General features: G+C 40.4%; 9 protein-coding genes. All 9 read right to left on the bottom strand.

The window, feature by feature from the left end; translation table 11 throughout:
• Nucleotides 1-76: 76 nt before the first annotated feature.
• The 9 genes from pyrD to nhaC all read right to left on the bottom strand — a co-directional run bounded on the left by pyrD (nucleotide 77) and on the right by nhaC (nucleotide 17,797).
• On the bottom strand, nucleotides 77-1,087 hold the full coding sequence (pyrD, locus tag H5232_RS00545) for a quinone-dependent dihydroorotate dehydrogenase (RefSeq protein ID WP_145233821.1): 1,011 nt from the start codon (nucleotides 1,085-1,087) through the stop codon (nucleotides 77-79).
• Between the two features lie 114 nt (nucleotides 1,088-1,201).
• Nucleotides 1,202-6,043 (bottom strand): NAD-glutamate dehydrogenase, encoded by a 4,842-nt coding sequence (locus tag H5232_RS00540; RefSeq protein WP_182830445.1) that lies wholly within the window; start codon nucleotides 6,041-6,043, stop codon nucleotides 1,202-1,204.
• A 210-nt stretch (nucleotides 6,044-6,253) separates the two neighbouring features.
• Complete coding sequence (locus H5232_RS00535) at nucleotides 6,254-8,578, bottom strand: RND family transporter (RefSeq protein WP_182757716.1); 2,325 nt, start codon at nucleotides 8,576-8,578, stop codon at nucleotides 6,254-6,256.
• A complete protein-coding gene (locus H5232_RS00530; RefSeq protein WP_182830444.1) occupies nucleotides 8,578-9,579 on the bottom strand; it encodes a YCF48-related protein in 1,002 nt (333 codons plus the stop codon). The genes H5232_RS00535 and H5232_RS00530 overlap by 1 nt, the downstream gene beginning before the upstream one ends.
• 153 nt (nucleotides 9,580-9,732) lie before the next feature.
• Nucleotides 9,733-11,097, bottom strand: coding sequence for a DUF1329 domain-containing protein (locus H5232_RS00525; RefSeq protein ID WP_149981191.1), 1,365 nt, complete (start codon nucleotides 11,095-11,097; stop codon nucleotides 9,733-9,735).
• A gap of 10 nt (nucleotides 11,098-11,107) precedes the next feature.
• Nucleotides 11,108-13,204, bottom strand: a complete 2,097-nt coding sequence (locus H5232_RS00520) for a DUF1302 domain-containing protein (RefSeq protein WP_149981057.1) — start codon at nucleotides 13,202-13,204, stop codon at nucleotides 11,108-11,110.
• A 245-nt stretch (nucleotides 13,205-13,449) separates the two neighbouring features.
• Nucleotides 13,450-13,671 (bottom strand): DUF2835 domain-containing protein, encoded by a 222-nt coding sequence (locus H5232_RS00515; RefSeq protein ID WP_149981056.1) that lies wholly within the window; start codon nucleotides 13,669-13,671, stop codon nucleotides 13,450-13,452.
• A gap of 3 nt (nucleotides 13,672-13,674) precedes the next feature.
• Nucleotides 13,675-16,269, bottom strand: coding sequence for an aminopeptidase N (pepN, locus tag H5232_RS00510; RefSeq protein ID WP_182830443.1), 2,595 nt, complete (start codon nucleotides 16,267-16,269; stop codon nucleotides 13,675-13,677).
• 49 nt (nucleotides 16,270-16,318) lie between these two features.
• On the bottom strand, nucleotides 16,319-17,797 hold the full coding sequence (gene nhaC, locus H5232_RS00505; RefSeq protein WP_182717879.1) for a Na+/H+ antiporter NhaC: 1,479 nt from the start codon (nucleotides 17,795-17,797) through the stop codon (nucleotides 16,319-16,321).
• Nucleotides 17,798-17,893 lie beyond the last annotated feature (96 nt).

Below are 17,893 nucleotides of genomic sequence, written 5' to 3'. Positions count from 1 at the left end.
ATAGCGGCTTTTGACCAATTAATATATATTTCTTTAGAACATTTATTGAACGATCAAAAGCTTAAATAACGGATCCTTATAAGCCTTGCAGGATCGTTTTTACCAATTGCGGTCCTTTATATATAAATCCAGTGTATACCTGTACAAGATCCGCTCCTGCTGATAATTTTTCTTTCGCACTGGCTGCATCATCAATTCCGCCCACTCCAATGATCGGCAACTTACCTGCGGTTAAACGTTTTAATTCTTGCACTACATGAGTGGAGCGCTCACGTACTGGCTGACCTGACAGGCCTCCGGCTTCATCAGCATATTGTTGTCCATGCACCGCAGCGCGCTCTAAGGTAGTATTCGTCGCTATTACACCATCGATGTTGTTATTTAATAATGATTCACTAACTTGAGCTATTTGCACAGCATCAAGATCTGGGGCAATTTTTACTAGCATTGGCACTTGTTTATTATGTTTGGCGATCAAATCAAGCTGCTCATTTTTAAGGCTTTGCAATAGATCATCCAGTGCAGCACCATATTGCAGATCACGAAGTCCAGGCGTATTTGGTGATGAGATATTGACAGTAATATATGAGGCATGTTCAAACACTTTACGCATACAGTGGATGTAATCGTCTTTACCTTGTTCATTTGGGGTATCTTTATTCTTACCAATATTGATACCTAGAATGCCGTCGTATTTAGCAGCCTTAACGTTATTAATTAGGTTATCAACACCTTTATTATTAAAGCCCATACGATTGATAATTGCATTTGACTCCGGCAGACGGAAAATACGCGGCTTGTCATTACCGACTTGTGGACGAGGTGTCACAGTACCTACCTCAATAAAGCCAAAACCCATCTTTGCAAACGCATCAATACATTCTGCATTTTTATCAAGGCCAGCTGCTAATCCTACTGGGTTTTTAAACTGTAAACCTAAAAATTCGACTGGACGATCTGCCACTGATTGCGACCATGCAGCACTGAACGGGGTATTGTTAAAACGGCGCAAGTTATGAAGTGCAAATTCATGGGCCCATTCCGCATCACGGGTGAACATAAAACGGCGAGCAAGATCGTAAAACATGAAATAATCCTCTTAATAAAAAAATACCCCAGACTAGGCTGGGGTATTGTATAACAATTTTAACGATTAACTCATTATTTTCATGTGGGAAAATAATCAGTCAGTATCAATTGCTTATTTTGCAGATGTATCACAGTTATGACTAAGTAGCATAAGTTCACGTAATGCAACTGAGAACTTAGCAAAATCATGACTTTGTGAAGTCTTAAATTCAGCTAACATTTGCTTCCAGCGTTGTAGTAATAAATCTTGGCTGTCCATCCACTGATCAATTTGACCGTCAACATCTTTGTTATCACCAGCAAAGTTATTTAAAACAACTTCAGATAGTGTACGTTGTTGCCAATCAAGCTCTTCACGGTATGAAGCGCGGGCCAATGCTTGCCAATGATTCGCCACCGGCTGATGAGTAATTTGGTCAAGGAACCAATGCAGTCCCATCCGTGCACCTAGTTTGAAGTAGGTATTAGATACCATATCAATACTACGCCCTGAATTTGCAGCAACTTCTGCTAAGTCCATTACTGAGAACAAGCTAGAGAGCGATACAATACGTGTTGCAAGCTCAGCTGGCACTGCACTTTCAATAAGCTTGTCTGCGGCAGCAGATAAACGTTCACTTTCTTTTTCAACCATGTAGTTAGTTAAGTTTGCACTTAAATCAGCGAAGGTCGGTGCAAAGAAGGCAATTGTTTGCTCAATATTTTGCGCTTTATTGCGATGACGTAAGAACCAACGCGTTGCACGGCGTACTGTACGACGTAATTGATACAACATTTCAGTTTGCACTGCGGCTGGGATCTTGTTATCAAGATCAACAATTGCAGACCACGTATCACGCATTTGGAATACTTCACTGGCAACAGAGTAACATAACGCAATTTCAGCTTCGTTTGCGCCAGTTTCTTCATGCATACGTACCATGAAGTTCAGACCCATATCGTTAACGATATTATTAGCTAATTTAGTAGCAATAATCTCTTTACGCAGTGGGTGATTATCCATCGCAGTATTGAACTTTTCACGTAGTGGTAAAGGGAAAGACTTCACTAATAGCTGACGATAATATGGATTTTCTGTGATGTCGTCAGTCACGAGTGACTCTTTAAGTACCATTTTAGCGTAAGACACAAGCACCGATAACTCTGGACGAGTTAAATCTTTACCCGCTGCAGCGCGTTCTGCCAACTCTTCATCGCTTGGAATAAATTCAATTGCACGATTTAACTTGCCATCTTTTTCAAGGGCATGAATAAAGCGTACTTTTTCTTTAAGCGTTGATGAGCCTTTTGATTGCGTAATTGACAGTGTATGCGTTTGGCGATAACAGTCTTTCAGTACCAGTTGTGCAACTTCATCGGTCATTGAATACAGTAGTTCATCACGTTGTTTACGCGTTAAATCACCGGCTGTAACTAAACCATTAAGTAAAATTTTGATATTTACTTCGTTATCAGAACACGCAACACCACCTACGTTATCGATGAAGTCAGTATTAACGCGACCGCCTTTAGCAGCAAATTCAATACGTCCTAATTGGGTTGCACCTAAGTTACCACCCTCACCGAGTACTTTTGCACCAAGCTCACGACCATTGATACGTAGAGCGTCATTTGCACGGTCGCCTACATCTGCATCGCTTTCTTTACTGCTTTTAATGTAAGTACCTATGCCGCCATTCCATAATAGATCGAATTCCATCATTAAGAATGCTTTGATCAGCTCGTTTGGTGTCATGCTGGCTTTTTTAGTGCCCAACATTTTTTTCATTTCTGGCGTTAAAGTAATTGATTTAGCCGCACGTGAGAACACTCCGCCGCCCGCTGAAATCAAGTCTTTGTTGTAGTCTTCCCACGATGAACGAGGTAAATTAAACAGGCGCTCGCGTTCTGGGTAAGACGTCGCTGAATCTGGGTTTGGATCAACAAAGATATGCATGTGGTTAAATGCCACTTGTAAACGGATATGCTTGGATAACAACATACCATTACCAAATACATCCCCAGCCATATCACCAATTGCAACTACCGTAAAATCAGTTGTTTGTGTATCAATGTCCATTTCGCGGAAATGACGTTTAACCGATTCCCATGCACCTTTGGCTGTAATACCCATTTTCTTATGGTCATAACCTACTGAACCACCTGATGCGAATGCATCACCTAGCCAGAAGTTATATTCATTGGCAATGCCATTGGCAATATCAGAGAAAGTAGCTGTACCTTTATCAGCTGCTACAACCAAATATGCATCATCTTCATCATGACGAGTTACATCAACCGGCGGCACAATTTCGCCTTGGATAATGTTATCTGTGATATCTAATAAACCACGAATGAAGATTTTGTAACACTCTTGGCCTTCTTTGAAGAATGCGTCACGATCCGTTGGCAGTTGTTTACAAACAAAGCCGCCTTTTGAGCCTACAGGTACAATAACTGTATTCTTTACTTGTTGTGCTTTAACTAGACCAAGTACTTCAGTTCGGAAATCTTCACGACGATCTGACCAACGCAGGCCACCACGCGCAACTTTACCACCACGTAAATGCACACCTTCTACACGTGGAGAATAAACAAATATTTCAAATGCCGGTAATGGCAATGGCATATCTGGAATTAAGCTTGGATTTACTTTGAACGACACATAAGACTTAAACTGACCTATGCCATCTTTTTGGAAGTAGTTAGTACGCAGCGTAGCAATGATCATATCGACGTATAAACGAATAATACGGTCATCATCTAAGTTAGCAACGTTTTCAAGTTCTACATAAATTTGTGTAATTAGCTTATCAAGCGTTTTAACACTAGCAGGGCTTTTAACAGAGAACTTTTTAGCAAATAAATTAACAATTTGCGAACCAATGTGCGGGTAATTAGCTAATGTGCTCTCGATGTAGGTTTGCGAGAAAGTAACCCCAACTTGGCGCATGTATTTTGCATAAGCGCGTAATATTGACGCTTCGCGACCAGTTAAGCCACCCATTAACACTAAACGGTTAAAGCCGTCATTTTCTAAACGGTTACTCCACACACTAGTAAGTGCGGCACGAAAACGTGCTGATACTTTATCGAAATCTGCAATGCCTTTGCTATCAAGTAGCATTGAGAAATCCATGATCCAGTTGATACGGCCATCGCTGGTTTTAACTGAATAAGGCGTTTCACCAATGACGCGCAAGCCAAAGTTTTCAAGCATTGGCATAACGTCTGATAAATGGATTGGCTCATCTTTGTGGAATAAGCTCAGACGTACAATGTTGCTGTTCGCTTCTTCTTGCGGACGGTAAAACAACATTTCAAGCTTGTTATCGTCATTCAATAGTTCAAGCTTTTCAATATCAACAACAGCGGCACTTGGCAGTACTTCATCTTTGTATGAACGAGCAAACGCATTACAATATTTGCGGTTTAATTCGTTACCACGTGCTTCACCCGCAGACTCTAACAGTGCTGATTGTAATTTATCTTCCCAAGTACGAGCGGCTTCTACTAAATTATTTTCGATGTCTTTCACGTTATATTCTATATTGTTGTCAGTCACACGCACGGTATAATGAGTACGCGCCAGTGTAGACTCAGAGAAGAAGGTAGTAAATTCGACTTTATCGTCTGAATTAAATGCATTGCCTAAAATATCTTGTGTTTCACGGCGCAGCGCTGTGTTATAACGCTCACGTGGTACATAGACCATGCAAGAGAAAAAACGACCATAGGCATCTTTACGCACAAATAAGCGACACATATCGCGCTCTTGTACTTGTAAAACACCCATTGCAACTTCAAGTAACTCGCTTTCACGGGCCTGAACAAGTTCATCACGCGGATAGGTTTCAAGAATATTTAATACCGCTTTATAAGCATGAGTGCCTTTGGCAAAATCACACATTTCCATGATGCGATTTATTTTACTTTTTAAAACTGGCACATCAGCGGCGCTGTTGTTATAAAAACTTGATGAAAACAACCCGATGAAACGGTCTTCGCCAATCACATTCCCCTCATCATCAAAACGTTTAATCCCTACATAATCTATGTATGCTGGGCGGTGTACGCGTGATAACGAATTGGTTTTTGTAAGGATCAACAGGTTATTGCTACGGGCTTCTTGACGGGCAACTTCTGGTAATTCAGATAACAGGCGAGAATGCTCTTCGGTTGAATTCTTCATTAAACCTAAGCTGCTCTCGATTTTACCTTTGAGCTGGTAATCGCCTTGTACTGGCGACAAATCGTATTGGCGATAGCCCATTAATGTGAAATTATCTTTTACTAACCAATCTAAGAATTCAACAGTCTCTGCGACTTCACTTGCATTGTTGTTATGGTTACGTTTTGGTAATTCTTTACTGACCGCAATTAACTTTTTGCGGATCGGTTGCCAATCTTCTACCGCAGTAGACACATCGTTCAACACTGACTCAAGCTCTTTTTTGAACGAGTCAATCACTGAAGAATCTGTTTGGCGATCAATTTCGATAAAAAACACTGTTTTTGTAGAGCTAGACTCTTGTTCGGCTTTTAAATTTGATAAAGCCGAAATTTTAGCGTTTTTATCGCGTTGAATCTTAAGTGGGCTGTGTAATAGCAAATGAGATGCGATATTTTCGCGGGTCATCGCCATACGAACAGAATCAACTAAAAATGGCATATCTTTAGCGATAATTTCGACGATTGTGTGTGATGACTGCCAGCCATCTTTTGCTACTTCAGGATTGAAAACGCGGATCACCGCATCATCAGAGGTATTTTTTTCTAGCGAGTTCCATAGGCTAAGTGCAGCGCCATATAAGTCACTATCATTGCGATGTGCCAAATCTTCTTTAGACATATTGCTGTACAAGGATTTGGCGAATTTCTCAACGAGTAACACATTATCAGCGTGAACTTTTTTCTGGATCAGCTTACAGACATTATCTAAGATAACCGAGGCTTGCCCTTCATTTCGTGTCATTACATGTTCCTTAAATCTATACCACCTACTTAGATGGAAAATTTGTACAGCAATTTATTGTGTGGAGTCAGGCAAATTCTAACCCTTTTAAAATTAATAAACAGCCCTTTCGATGAAAACATTTTAAGCATTTCAGTTATTTGGTCATCTATTCACAAATTATAGATATAAATGGCCTTTACAGGCCATTTAGGAGCAAAATTATTCACATTATTTTTTCTGGTCAGTCCAGATCAAACTACCAATTGCTGGTAAAAGTAATACTGCGCCAAGCATATTGACTAAAAACATGAAGGTTAACAATATTCCCATGTCCACTTGGAACTTAAGATCAGAGAAAATCCAGGTGCTCACACCAATAGCTAACGTGATACCGGTAAATAACACCGCACTACCACGCTCAACGAGTGCATTACGATACGCCACTGGTAAGGCAACACCTTGCTTTAATTGCCCCATCATCGATGACAAAATATAAATCCCATAATCCACCCCAATACCTACACCTAGTGCAATCACTGGCAACGTTGAAACCGTCAGACCGATTTCAAGTTGTACCATTAAAGCTTGCGCAAGAGTCGATACAATATACAAGGGTAACACTACCGCTATGGTCGCTTTTACACTCTTAAAGCTAATCAAGCATAAAATAATAACTGCACCATAAACGTATAACATCATAGGTAATTGTGCAGCAGAAACTGATTCATTCGTCGCAGCCATGACGCCGACAGGCCCTGAGGCCAACTTAAACTGCAGCATATCGGTTTGTTCTTCAATGGCAAATTGCTTAACACTGGCAATGATATGTTCAATGGTCTGCGCTTTATGATCATCTAAAAAGATAATCACTGGCATAACTGAACAATCACCATTGAGTAAACCGGTACTGGTTTCGACTCGTGAGGTAGATTGCACCAAACTTGCCGTATTACGAGGCAAACTTTGCCATTTTAAATTACCTTCGTTATACCCGGCATTAACCGACTGCGCTACTGAGCTTAGGGATACTGCTGATTGAACACCTGCTAAGTTTTCAACTTTATATTGAAAACGACTAATGCGATCCATTACGTCGTGCTCTGTACATGCTGCAGGGTAAGCTTCGACAATCACTTTTAGAATATCGGATGAAATTGTATATTTGTCCGATATTAAAAAGGTATCTTGGTTATAACGGGCATCTTGATGCAATGACGGTGCACCTGCATGTAAATCGCCGATATGCATTTTCCCTGCTTGCCAATAACCTACAGCAAACAATACTAAGGTGCAGCCAATAATGATTTTCGCGCATTTTGGATCCGTGGCTTTGACTAACAGATCACGAATTGAATCAAGTAAGTTTGGTTTTTCGCTGTTGCCTGATTGAATATGAACTGTGTTTTCAAAGCGCATATACGATGCCCATACTGGCAATAAAATCAAATTAGTAAAAATAATAACAGCCACACCTAAACTTGCTGTGATAGCCAGTTCACGAATTATACCTATATCTATGGTTAGTAACGTCAAAAAGCCGACCGTGTCTGACAGCAATGCAATACCACCGGGTATTAACAGCGATCTAAAACTAGCCTGACAGCAAAGACGCGTATTACTGCTTCCTTCGGCGACTTTTTTACCTATTGCATTGATCATCTGTACGCCATGACTTACGCCGATTGCGAACACTAAGAATGGTACTAGAATCGACATTGGATCTAGACCAAAGCCTAGGCTCGACAATATCCCTAACTGCCAAACCACGGCAATAATTGAACAGGCTATAGGTAAAATAGTGAGCTTGATGCTGCCGCAAAATAACCACACCATGATGAAAGTAAACGCGATAGCAATAGCAAAAAATAACACAACCCCTTTCGCACCTTCAGCAATATCACCGGCCATTTTGGCAAAACCAATAATGTGGATACTTACTTTATCAGTGCTCAATGGCTCTCGAATTTCGCTTTCTAGCTTTTGTGCAAACGCTAACGTATCTAATTTTTCTTGCGTTTGCGGATCAGTTTCCATCAACTGCGCGGTCACCATCGCACACGAATAGTCAGAGGCAATCATCCTACCTACGACTTTCGCTTTTTCGATATTCTCTTTAACAACGGCTAAACCTCGTTGATCGGCAGTAAAATTAGCGGGAATAATTGGCCCCCCCGCAAAGCCGTCTTCAACAACTTCAACAAAACGTGCACTGGGTGAAAAAATTGAATTCACTAACGGACGATTCACCCCAGGAATGAAATACAACTGATCATGAACAGCTTTTAATTGGGTGAAAAACTCAGGATTAAAAATATCACCGCTATCATCACACACTGAGATCAAAATACTATTTGCGCCACCAAATTGCTTTTCATGCTTTAAATACACTTTCATATAATCATGATTAAGTGGAATATTTTTATTAAATGAAGCATCAAGTTGGATTTGTGTGGCTTTAAAACCTAAAAAACATGTTATTAAAATAAAACTTATCACCATCATTAATCGATGACGAAAAACTGCTTTCTCTAAAAAATTGACGATTGTGTGCATTATGGAGCCATCCCCTTCACTTTAATGCCATTTTCTGATGCCATAACCAATTGATTTTCAAAAATAACGGCATCAAGAATTGCTTTACCATCCGCTAACTGCTCAATAGTAAGTTGATTATTTTTATAGTGGAAAATCACACCGCTGTTGGCAAGTAACAACCATTGATTATCACCGCTAGCGATAATACTATTGATTGTGGCGGTTTTATTATTACTTATTGGTTGCCATTGCTCACCTACCTGCCGGCTAAAAATATTGCCTCTTAAACCCGCAACTATTTCTTGCCCTTGTTCATCGCTGGCATAAGCAAAAAAAGAACCCCGGTAGATTTCTTCATCGCGTTGCCATGTTTTTCCGTTGTCTGTACTGTGCGCTAACAAACCCATTTCGCCCACTAACATAAGTTTATCTTTTGTTGCGACAATACGATTAAAGTGCGGCAATATTGATGCAGTTTCGGCTTCATAGCCTTGAGGATCGGATTCTTTTAAATCATTTAAGTAATCTCTATCATCTGCAAATAATAAAGAATCCAGAAAACGCTTTTGCCAATGTTTGCCACCATCACTGGTTTCATAAAACATACCATAGGCACCCACAGCAAAGCCGTGAAGTTCACTGGTAAATAAAATATCTAAGCAAGGTTTATCTAATTGCGTGTTCACTTGTTGCAACTGCCAGTTTGCACCACCATCATTGGTATGAATAATAGTCGCATCATGCCCGCAAGCCCAACCAAGTTCACTGCCACTAAAAGCAACCGCCGTTAATAACACTTGCGTTGGAACGCTCGCTTGTTGCCAATTTTTTGCATTACTGCTGGTAATTATAGTGCCATGTTTTCCAACAGCGACCAGTTGCTTTCCTGTGTATTCAATATCAGTCAACAGGGTTTTATCTGCTTTAGTTGCGACAATTGCAGCAAGTGGTTCAGCTGCAATAGAAAGAGTTGAAAGGCTCGCCACAGCGGCAAGACCTGCATAAAGCATGTACTTCATAAATTAAAATCGCCTTGAAAAGAATGTGTTTGTCGGTATATAACGTGCAGTCGGGGGACTCGGTTAGTGTCATGACCCAGTGCGTGTCAGAGTGACAAACGCGATTTGAAATAATAAAAAAGCACCTAGATAATTCCAGGTGCTTAGAGTGTATTAACGACCTTCGCGGCGCAGTGCACTTGAGGTAAATTCATTATCATTAAACGATTGTGAGAAATCATACATTTTCTCTTGGTTATCTAAACCAATCGCTAGGTAACGGCGTGAATTCAAATCGTAGTAAACGTCTAACGTACTCCAGTTAGTGAGCGCATCGTAATAGTTAATTGTATGAGCCATCGCTACACGGTACATTTGGTCACGGTTATCATAGATATCCGTCACTTGAACTTGCCAGCTATCTTCATCAATATAAAATACGCGCTTCTTATAAATATGACGAGTGTCGCCTTTCAGATCTGCTTCTACAACCCAAACACGGTGTTTTTCATAACGTACATGTTCCGGGTTGATGTGACCGGCCATCAGAATATCGTCATACTGTAGCTTATCACTGTGTAGCTTATAACTATTGTATGGTACATAAAGCTCTTGCTTACCTTTGAGCGTCCATGTGTAGCGGTTTGGCGAACCGTTAAACATATCGAAATCATCGGTTGTACGCAAGCTATCAGCTGCTGTTCCTGGTGCATCATAAGCAACATTAGGGGCGCGGCGTACCCGACGCTGGCCAGAATTGTAAGTCCACGCTTGTCGCGGAGTTAAAATTTGGTCCATGGTTTCATGAACTAATAGCGCCGTGCCAGCTAAACGCGCAGGCTCGGTGACTTTTTGTTTAAATTTAAACAAAATATTAGATTCTTGTAACTCTGCTGGTGTTGCTTTTGGATCTGAGTACTTAACTAACAGTTGCTCATCAAAGCCAACTAAATTATATGAACCTGAGGCTATAGGAGCTGCTTGACCGCCAAAACGCTCAATTGACAGACCACGGTAGCGTAATAAATGGTTCCAAATTGCCTCTAAGCCAGTTTTTGGAATAGGAAAAGGAATACCAATTGCGGTATTTTTTATCCCATTACCTTCTTCTATCAACTCTGCAGTTGGTGCGTATTTTTTTGTCGCATCATAGACAAACTGTGGGTTTGAAGCACTGCGATGAGTAGTATAGATATTCATTTTAAACGTATCTGGATACGCTTCAAAAAGAGCTACTTGACCAGGACTTAAATTTGCTTTGTATTTATCAACATTCGATTTATCAATGGTGAAAAGTACTTTGTCGTCAGCGTACGGATCTGGATGATGCATTCCCGGCGTATAACCTGCCGGTGCTTTAGTAATACCACCTGTCCACGCAGGAATCGAACCATCAGCATTACCTGCTTTTTCTGCACCTAAAGGAGTTAGATCTGCACCTAAACGTGCTACTTCTTCACTGGTCATTTTGGCAACGACCGCTGTTGTAGAAAACAAACTACATAGCGTTAGTGCAATGAGGGTAGGTTTTTTTATCATCATGATACCCCTAAATTGAATATTTAATATTGAAAGAAACAAAATCACGGTCTGAGAAAGTATTTATATCACCGCCACCCCAGAAAGAGTTGTAGCTAAAGTCAAATGACCATGCATTTTGATAATTAAAGTTCGCTGTAACACCAAGTGACTTACGATCTTCTATAAATAAGAACATCGGATCGGGTGTGTTACCATTTACATCGTGCGAAAATACAATACGAGGTGAAAAGTTAACTCCTTTGAAGAAGTTATAGTAATCGCCTTTGGCAATTAAGCGATATCCCCACGATGATGCTGATGCAAACTCTTTTTGCTCTGGCCCATTTGATAAAGCCATATGAAGTGTTGAGTAATCATCGGTACCTGGTCCAGTCATAATACCGCTTCGACCAGTGCCTGATACATTTAAACGCATTTCATCATATTCAGGCATGTTATTAATGTGCACACCACCAATTTCACCCACAACAGCCCAGCTATCAGCCCAAAGTGATGGGCCAAATAAATGTGTTGCTGTAAACTGCAATTGGCTAGTATTACGCTCAATATAACCTTTTGCTAATTCGCCAGGTCCTACAACGCTAATTGCGTCACCCGGGCTCATTTGTGAAATACCTGCAAACTCAGGACGAAGCCCCGCTACCGCTAACTGCTCAGGCATAGCAGCATAAAGCAATTCTACGTCATCGATTTGTAATGGTTCGTCTTCACGGAAGGTGAACTCACCAGCAAACGCTGTTTCACCAATTGATGTATTAAAGCTTAACCCATACAGTTTAATATCTTCTGGATACTCATTGGTTGCTTTAGCAAATGCTTTTAAATCAGAGACATTGTCAGAAGTGATTTTAGTCGTTGCTAACATGGCTAAATCTTGAGCCATTGAGGCTTGTGTAAAGTTAGATACGCGACCAGAGATAAGCGGGCGACGACTATGGTAGTTTACATGATAAAGTGCAACCTCAGTGTCATTAAACTCTGGTAAAAACATACCTAAACGTAAACCATATTGGCCACCATCATCAGGCTCAGTTTTACCATCCCCTCCTTTGCCTTTAAGCGCGACTTTAGTAGGGTACGCTAGATAAGTTTGTGCTAATAACGCTTTACCTTCAGGGCTTGCAGGATCGATCCCTTTAGCGGCAGCAGCTTGACCAAAGGTGGTCATCAAGTTATTTAAGCTATCAGTTAAAAACGCTAAATCGATATCAGGGTTAGAGGTAAAACCAAGCTGTACATTTTGCTGATAACCATTTTCTGCGGCAAAGTCATTGGTTGAAAAATACGTACCAGCTGCAGGTAAGCGTGTTTCATGCCATTGGTACTGGTAAAAGCCTTCCAAAGTCACATTTTCAGTGATCCCTAAAGATGCCCATAACATACCAACTGGAATAAAGGCTTCTTTTAACTCGGCACCAGGCGCTTTTAATCGGTCAATATCGACCGGATTTACGTTAATACCGTGAGAAATTAATGTGCTTTCACCCCAGTTTATAACTTGTTGGCCAAGGCGAATAGAAAGTGGATTATTACCCTCATTCAAATCAAAGTTGGCCCATACGTAAGCATCTAATAGACGAATATCTGCGCAGCTTTGTTTTTTAGTGTCTTTATCATCACAAGGATCAACTCCTTGGCCTGAAGTTGGATTAACATAGGCGCGATCGCCATCCATCAATTCAAAATCATAAAAATACATAAAACGGGTGAAAAGGCCGTAGTTATCTTTGTTGATCGATAAATCGTGTGTCCCTTTCAACAGCTTTGAAAAAGACTCACCACTATCAAAGTTCAAATCCCCAGCGTCACCGTTATTAGAGTAAGAGCCAGGTTGGGCCCAGACATCTTGCGCTGAATAAATAGGATTTAAAACGGAGTTGTAGCCTGTCCAATCAAAAGACGGGTTATTACTTTTCCCTATTAAGTTAAAGTTTCGGTCTTCAACACGAATACTTTGCCCATAAGAGAAAGTCGAGTCGAAGGTTATATCAAACCCTCCGGCCTCAAATGTTGCAGCCTGTGTTGGTGCTGCTGATAACCCTAAAGTAGCGGCTGCGATGCCTAGTACTAGTTTATTTTTAACAAAAAGCGATCTTCTTATCATTGTGTGTCCCCCTGTCGCGGGTAATTTTGTGATCAAGTTATTGTTTTTAGTGTAGTCGTAACGATAGAAGCGAAATAAAGAAATTACAAATAGAACGCGTTCAATCGGTCATAATTTTTCTGTTTAGTTGACGTTCACCTAATGGTAAGACGTCCTACCAGATAATTTATACACGTAAATTAACAATAGGACAAATCGAATTAACAAAAAAATAATATTATAAGTGATTATTTTAAAATATTGTTTTAGGCAACACGTTCCAAACGTAAAAATTTATGCTCTGGGGTAAGCAAAAGTCGAAAGCGCCCTCTTACTCCTAAAGAAGAAATAAAAGGACGCAAATGGCTGGCCGCAAAACGTACTTTTTTGCCACCATCTTCAATTACTTGAACTGATGTATACTTACCTTCATAGTAATCCATGCACTGTTTGTAAGTTAAGTTCAGTAAAAAATAATATTCGACCATAATTTATTGTAGTGCTTTATCAACTTTTTCATACAAGTCGTCACTTAAATTATCAAGCAAAGCAAGACGTTGCAGCTGAGCTTTGATAGCAACCGAACGTACTTCATCGTATCTACGCCATGACATAAATGGCGTTAACATACGTGATGCATTTTGAGGGTTGATTGCATTAAGCTTAACTAATAAGTCACCTAGCAATTGATAACCTGTGCCGTCTTCACGGTGAAACTGTTCGGTATTAAAATGGCTAAAACTGCCCACTAACGCCCTGACGCGGTTTGGGTTTGAAAAATCAAAACAAGGATGATCATATAATTTTTTGATATTAGTAATGGCGTCATCGCCACCTTGCATTGCTTGCAATGCAAACCACTTATCCATCACTAACACATCATGGCGCCACTGACTGTCAAATTGGTTTAACAACTCTTTTGCTAAGGGATTGTCAGCTTTTACCACTGCACTGAGCGCGGCGAGTACATTGGTCATATTGTGTGAATTAGCAGTACTAACAAGGAGTTGATTAATATCAAGCTCATTAATTTTTGCCAAATAATGTAAGCACATACCTTTTAATGCACGTATAGCGACAGCTGTTGCACTTACAGAGCCGTCATCAATTAAACTTTGATAACAGTCTAAGAGCTCACTACGCAATTGCTGAGCAATTTGTAACTCAAACTGATTTGTCACTGCAACCAATTGATCCACAGGGATCACATTAAACTCAGCTGCGAGGGTATCAAAACTAGGCAGCTTTAATAATTCCGCAATTAAAGCTAAATCTCCCTCCTGCTCAACTAATAAACTACGTAATGCAGAAATAATTGCTGGATCCAATTGATTATTTTCAGGTGTTGTAATGGCCCCTTTAACTGCCCCAATGAATAATTGTTGTTGAGCATCCCAACGCGAAAAGTCACTGCGCGCAAAGCGCATAATGTGTAATAATTCAGTGGCTGTATTTTGTTGCTCAACAATACACGGCGCAGAGAAATCCTCTAGTAGCACCGCTACAGGCTTCGCGGTTAAACCATCAAAGCTAAACGTTTGCTGCGCTGTTGTGACATCTAAGACATGATCAAGTGGCTGTCCTTCAAACTGTAAAGGGACAGACTCGCCCTGTTGATCAAGTAGCTCGATAGCAAATGGGATATGTAATGGCGCATTTTCTGGCTGATTAAGCGGTGCCAGCTGCTCTATATGCAGTGAAAAAGTACCATTGAGCTTATCAAACTCTTGTTTTACGATTAGCCGAGGTGTGCCAGCTTGGCTATACCAACGTTTAAACTGAGTTAAATCGATACCTGAGGCATCACTCATAGCCGCAACAAAATCATCACAGGTGACGGCTTGCCCATCATGACGCTGAAAATAAAGTGCCATGCCCTGCTGGAACTTTTCTTCTCCCAATAACGTGTGCATCATACGGATAACTTCAGCGCCTTTGTCATACACAGTTACTGTATAGAAGTTATTCATCTCAATCACTTGTTCAGGACGGATCGGATGTGCCATAGGACCGGCATCTTCACTGAATTGATGAGTACGCATTACTTTAACCGCATCAATACGATTCAGTGCCCGCGAGCCTAAATCACTGCTAAACTCTTGATCACGAAAAACTGTTAAGCCTTCTTTTAACGACAGTTGAAACCAATCACGACAAGTCACTCTGTTTCCTGTCCAATTATGAAAATACTCATGGCCAACGATTGACTCTATGGTGTGATAATCTTTATCAGTGGCGGTTTCTTGATTCGCCAACACACATTTAGAGTTGAAAATATTAAGACCTTTATTTTCCATCGCGCCCATATTGAAAAAATCCACAGCAACGATCATGTAAATATCTAAATCATACTCAAGATTAAAACGCTGCTCATCCCACCGCATTGATTTTTTAAGTGATGCCATCGCATGAGGGGTTTTCGGTAAATTCCCTTTATCAACAAACAAGGCTAAATCTATTGTACGACCACTTTGCGTAACAAAGGTATCTTCAAGTACATCAAAGTCCCCTGCAACAAGTGCGAACAAGTAACTTGGCTTTTTGAATGGGTCTTGCCATTTTGCAAAGTGACGGCCATTGTCTAATTTACCTTCCGCTAATTTATTACCATTTGATAATAAATGAGTAAACTGCTCGTCAGCAATAATCGTCACGTCAAAGCTTGCAAGTACGTCTGGGCGGTCAAGATAATAGGTTATTTTTCTAAAACCTTGCGCTTCACATTGTGTACAATACGCACCGCCAGATAGATATAAACCTTCTAAAGATGTGTTAGTTTTTGGCGCTATTTCATTAACGATTGTAAGCTGACATTGCGCTGGTAAATTATGGATCACAAGCTGCTCATCACGTAGGTCATAATCTGTATATGCGTTGTTATCTACAGTAATTGAGATCAGCGTCAAATCAATGCCATCAAGCACTAAATCTGCCACACCAGCTATTTTTTTCGTGATCGTCATAACACTCGTAACACGGGTGTTTAACGGCAATAAATCAAAGGTCAAATCAATGTGATCAATTAAAAATGGTGGAGCTTGGTAATCTTTAAGATACTGTGCTTGAGGTTTTTTTAATGCAGTCATGTGAAACTCCAAAGTGGCTCCTCTTGACAGAGGAGCGTATAATTTATGGCTATTGTTTTGGCTTAATACGTAAAATTTTAATGCCTAGGTAAGCATAAATAACAGCTAGTAATGGATTAATAAGATTAAAAAATGCATATAGCGCATAATCAAATGGGTTGATCAGTAATACACTTTGCATATATGCACCACAGGTATTCCAAGGGATCAGAGGACTGGTTATCGTCCCGCCATCTTCTAATGTTCTTGATAAATTAACAGGTTTCAAACCACGTTTTGCATATTCTTCTTTAAACATCCGACCAGGGACCACAATAGCGATATACTGATCTGCAGCAATTACATTGGTACCAATACAGGTCGCAATAGTAGCAGTAATTAAAGAGCCAGTGCTTTTCGCAATTTTAAGAATACTTTTTACAAAAATATCTAATAAACCTGTTTTTTCCATAATGGCGCCAAACATCAATGCCGTCATGATCAGCCACGTTGTGGTTAACATGCCAGACATCCCACCACCACTGAGTAAAGAGTCCATTTTTTCATCGCCTGTCAGGATACTAAAGCCATCAAAAAATGTACTCCAAACCAATTTAAAATAACCGACAATTTGCCCCTGAGAGCCATCAATTTGTGTTGCAATTAGGTCTGATTGAAAAATCATTGCCCATACTGCACCAAGTACCGCACCGATTGAAATTGCCGGAAATGCAGGCATTTTTTTAATTGCTAACACCAGCAAAACAATCAGTGGCACCAGCATCTCTAAACCTATATTAAAATTTTGTTGTAGAATAGCGGTTATTTCATCAATACGCCCAGCCTCACTTGACGCTGTGGCATTAAAGCCCATAAAAATAAAGATGATTAGTGCAATCACAAAACTTGGTACAGTCGTCCATAGCATATGATGAATATGCTCGAATAAATCAGCTCCCACAACCGCAGGAGCTAAATTTGTTGTTTCAGACAGTGGACTGAGTTTATCGCCAAAGTAAGCCCCAGATATTACGGCACCGGCCGTTACTGTTTGCTCTAATCCAAGGCCAGTAGCAACACCGAGTAGCGCTACACCTATTGTCGCCGCCGTGGTCCAAGAGCTACCAATACTCATTGCTACAATGCCACAAATTAAACAGCTTGCTGCGTAAAACCAACTAGGATTAATTACCTGTAAACCATAATAAATAAGCGTCGGTACAGTGCCTGACAGCAGCCAAGTGCCGATCAGCGCGCCAACCATTAACAAAATTAATATAGCGCCCAAAGATAGAGTGATCCCCTCTATCATCGCTTGTTCAAGTTTTTTCCAAGTATAGCCATTTTTAAGGCCAATAAGTGCAGCTGTAAATGTAGCAAACAGTAGCGCAATTTGATTCGGCCCTGATGACGAACTATCGCCAAATAAATAGACCGCAGCACCTAATAAACAAATCAGTACAGAAATTGGGATCAAGGCATCGAAAAAGCTGGCCTGTAGGATGGGTTTTTCTTTTTGTGAATTCAAAATTAAGACTCCTACGCGCATTTTTATGCGCGTTTAATTATTATTTTTTAGCACAGACGCGACGCTTAGCCTAACTAAGTTACTTACTTTTGTCAGCGTTTAATCAGTAATTATAGC

It is taken from the genome of Pseudoalteromonas sp. SG41-5, assembly GCF_014164495.1.
Lineage (GTDB): Bacteria > Pseudomonadota > Gammaproteobacteria > Enterobacterales > Alteromonadaceae > Pseudoalteromonas > Pseudoalteromonas rhizosphaerae.
The sequence above is the reverse complement of the archived record's forward strand: the minus strand, read 5'-3'. Positions and strand labels throughout refer to the sequence as shown.

Coding starts and splice junctions, on each gene's coding strand:
- pyrD (WP_145233821.1), bottom strand. CDS start 1,087: ATGTTTTACGATCTTGCTCGCCGTTTTATGTTCACCCGTGATGCGGAA.
- H5232_RS00540 (WP_182830445.1), bottom strand. CDS start 6,043: ATGACACGAAATGAAGGGCAAGCCTCGGTTATCTTAGATAATGTCTGT.
- H5232_RS00535 (WP_182757716.1), bottom strand. CDS start 8,578: ATGCACACAATCGTCAATTTTTTAGAGAAAGCAGTTTTTCGTCATCGA.
- H5232_RS00530 (WP_182830444.1), bottom strand. CDS start 9,579: ATGAAGTACATGCTTTATGCAGGTCTTGCCGCTGTGGCGAGCCTTTCA.
- H5232_RS00525 (WP_149981191.1), bottom strand. CDS start 11,097: ATGATAAAAAAACCTACCCTCATTGCACTAACGCTATGTAGTTTGTTT.
- H5232_RS00520 (WP_149981057.1), bottom strand. CDS start 13,204: ATGATAAGAAGATCGCTTTTTGTTAAAAATAAACTAGTACTAGGCATC.
- H5232_RS00515 (WP_149981056.1), bottom strand. CDS start 13,671: ATGGTCGAATATTATTTTTTACTGAACTTAACTTACAAACAGTGCATG.
- pepN (WP_182830443.1), bottom strand. CDS start 16,269: ATGACTGCATTAAAAAAACCTCAAGCACAGTATCTTAAAGATTACCAA.
- nhaC (WP_182717879.1), bottom strand. CDS start 17,797: ATGCGCGTAGGAGTCTTAATTTTGAATTCACAAAAAGAAAAACCCATC.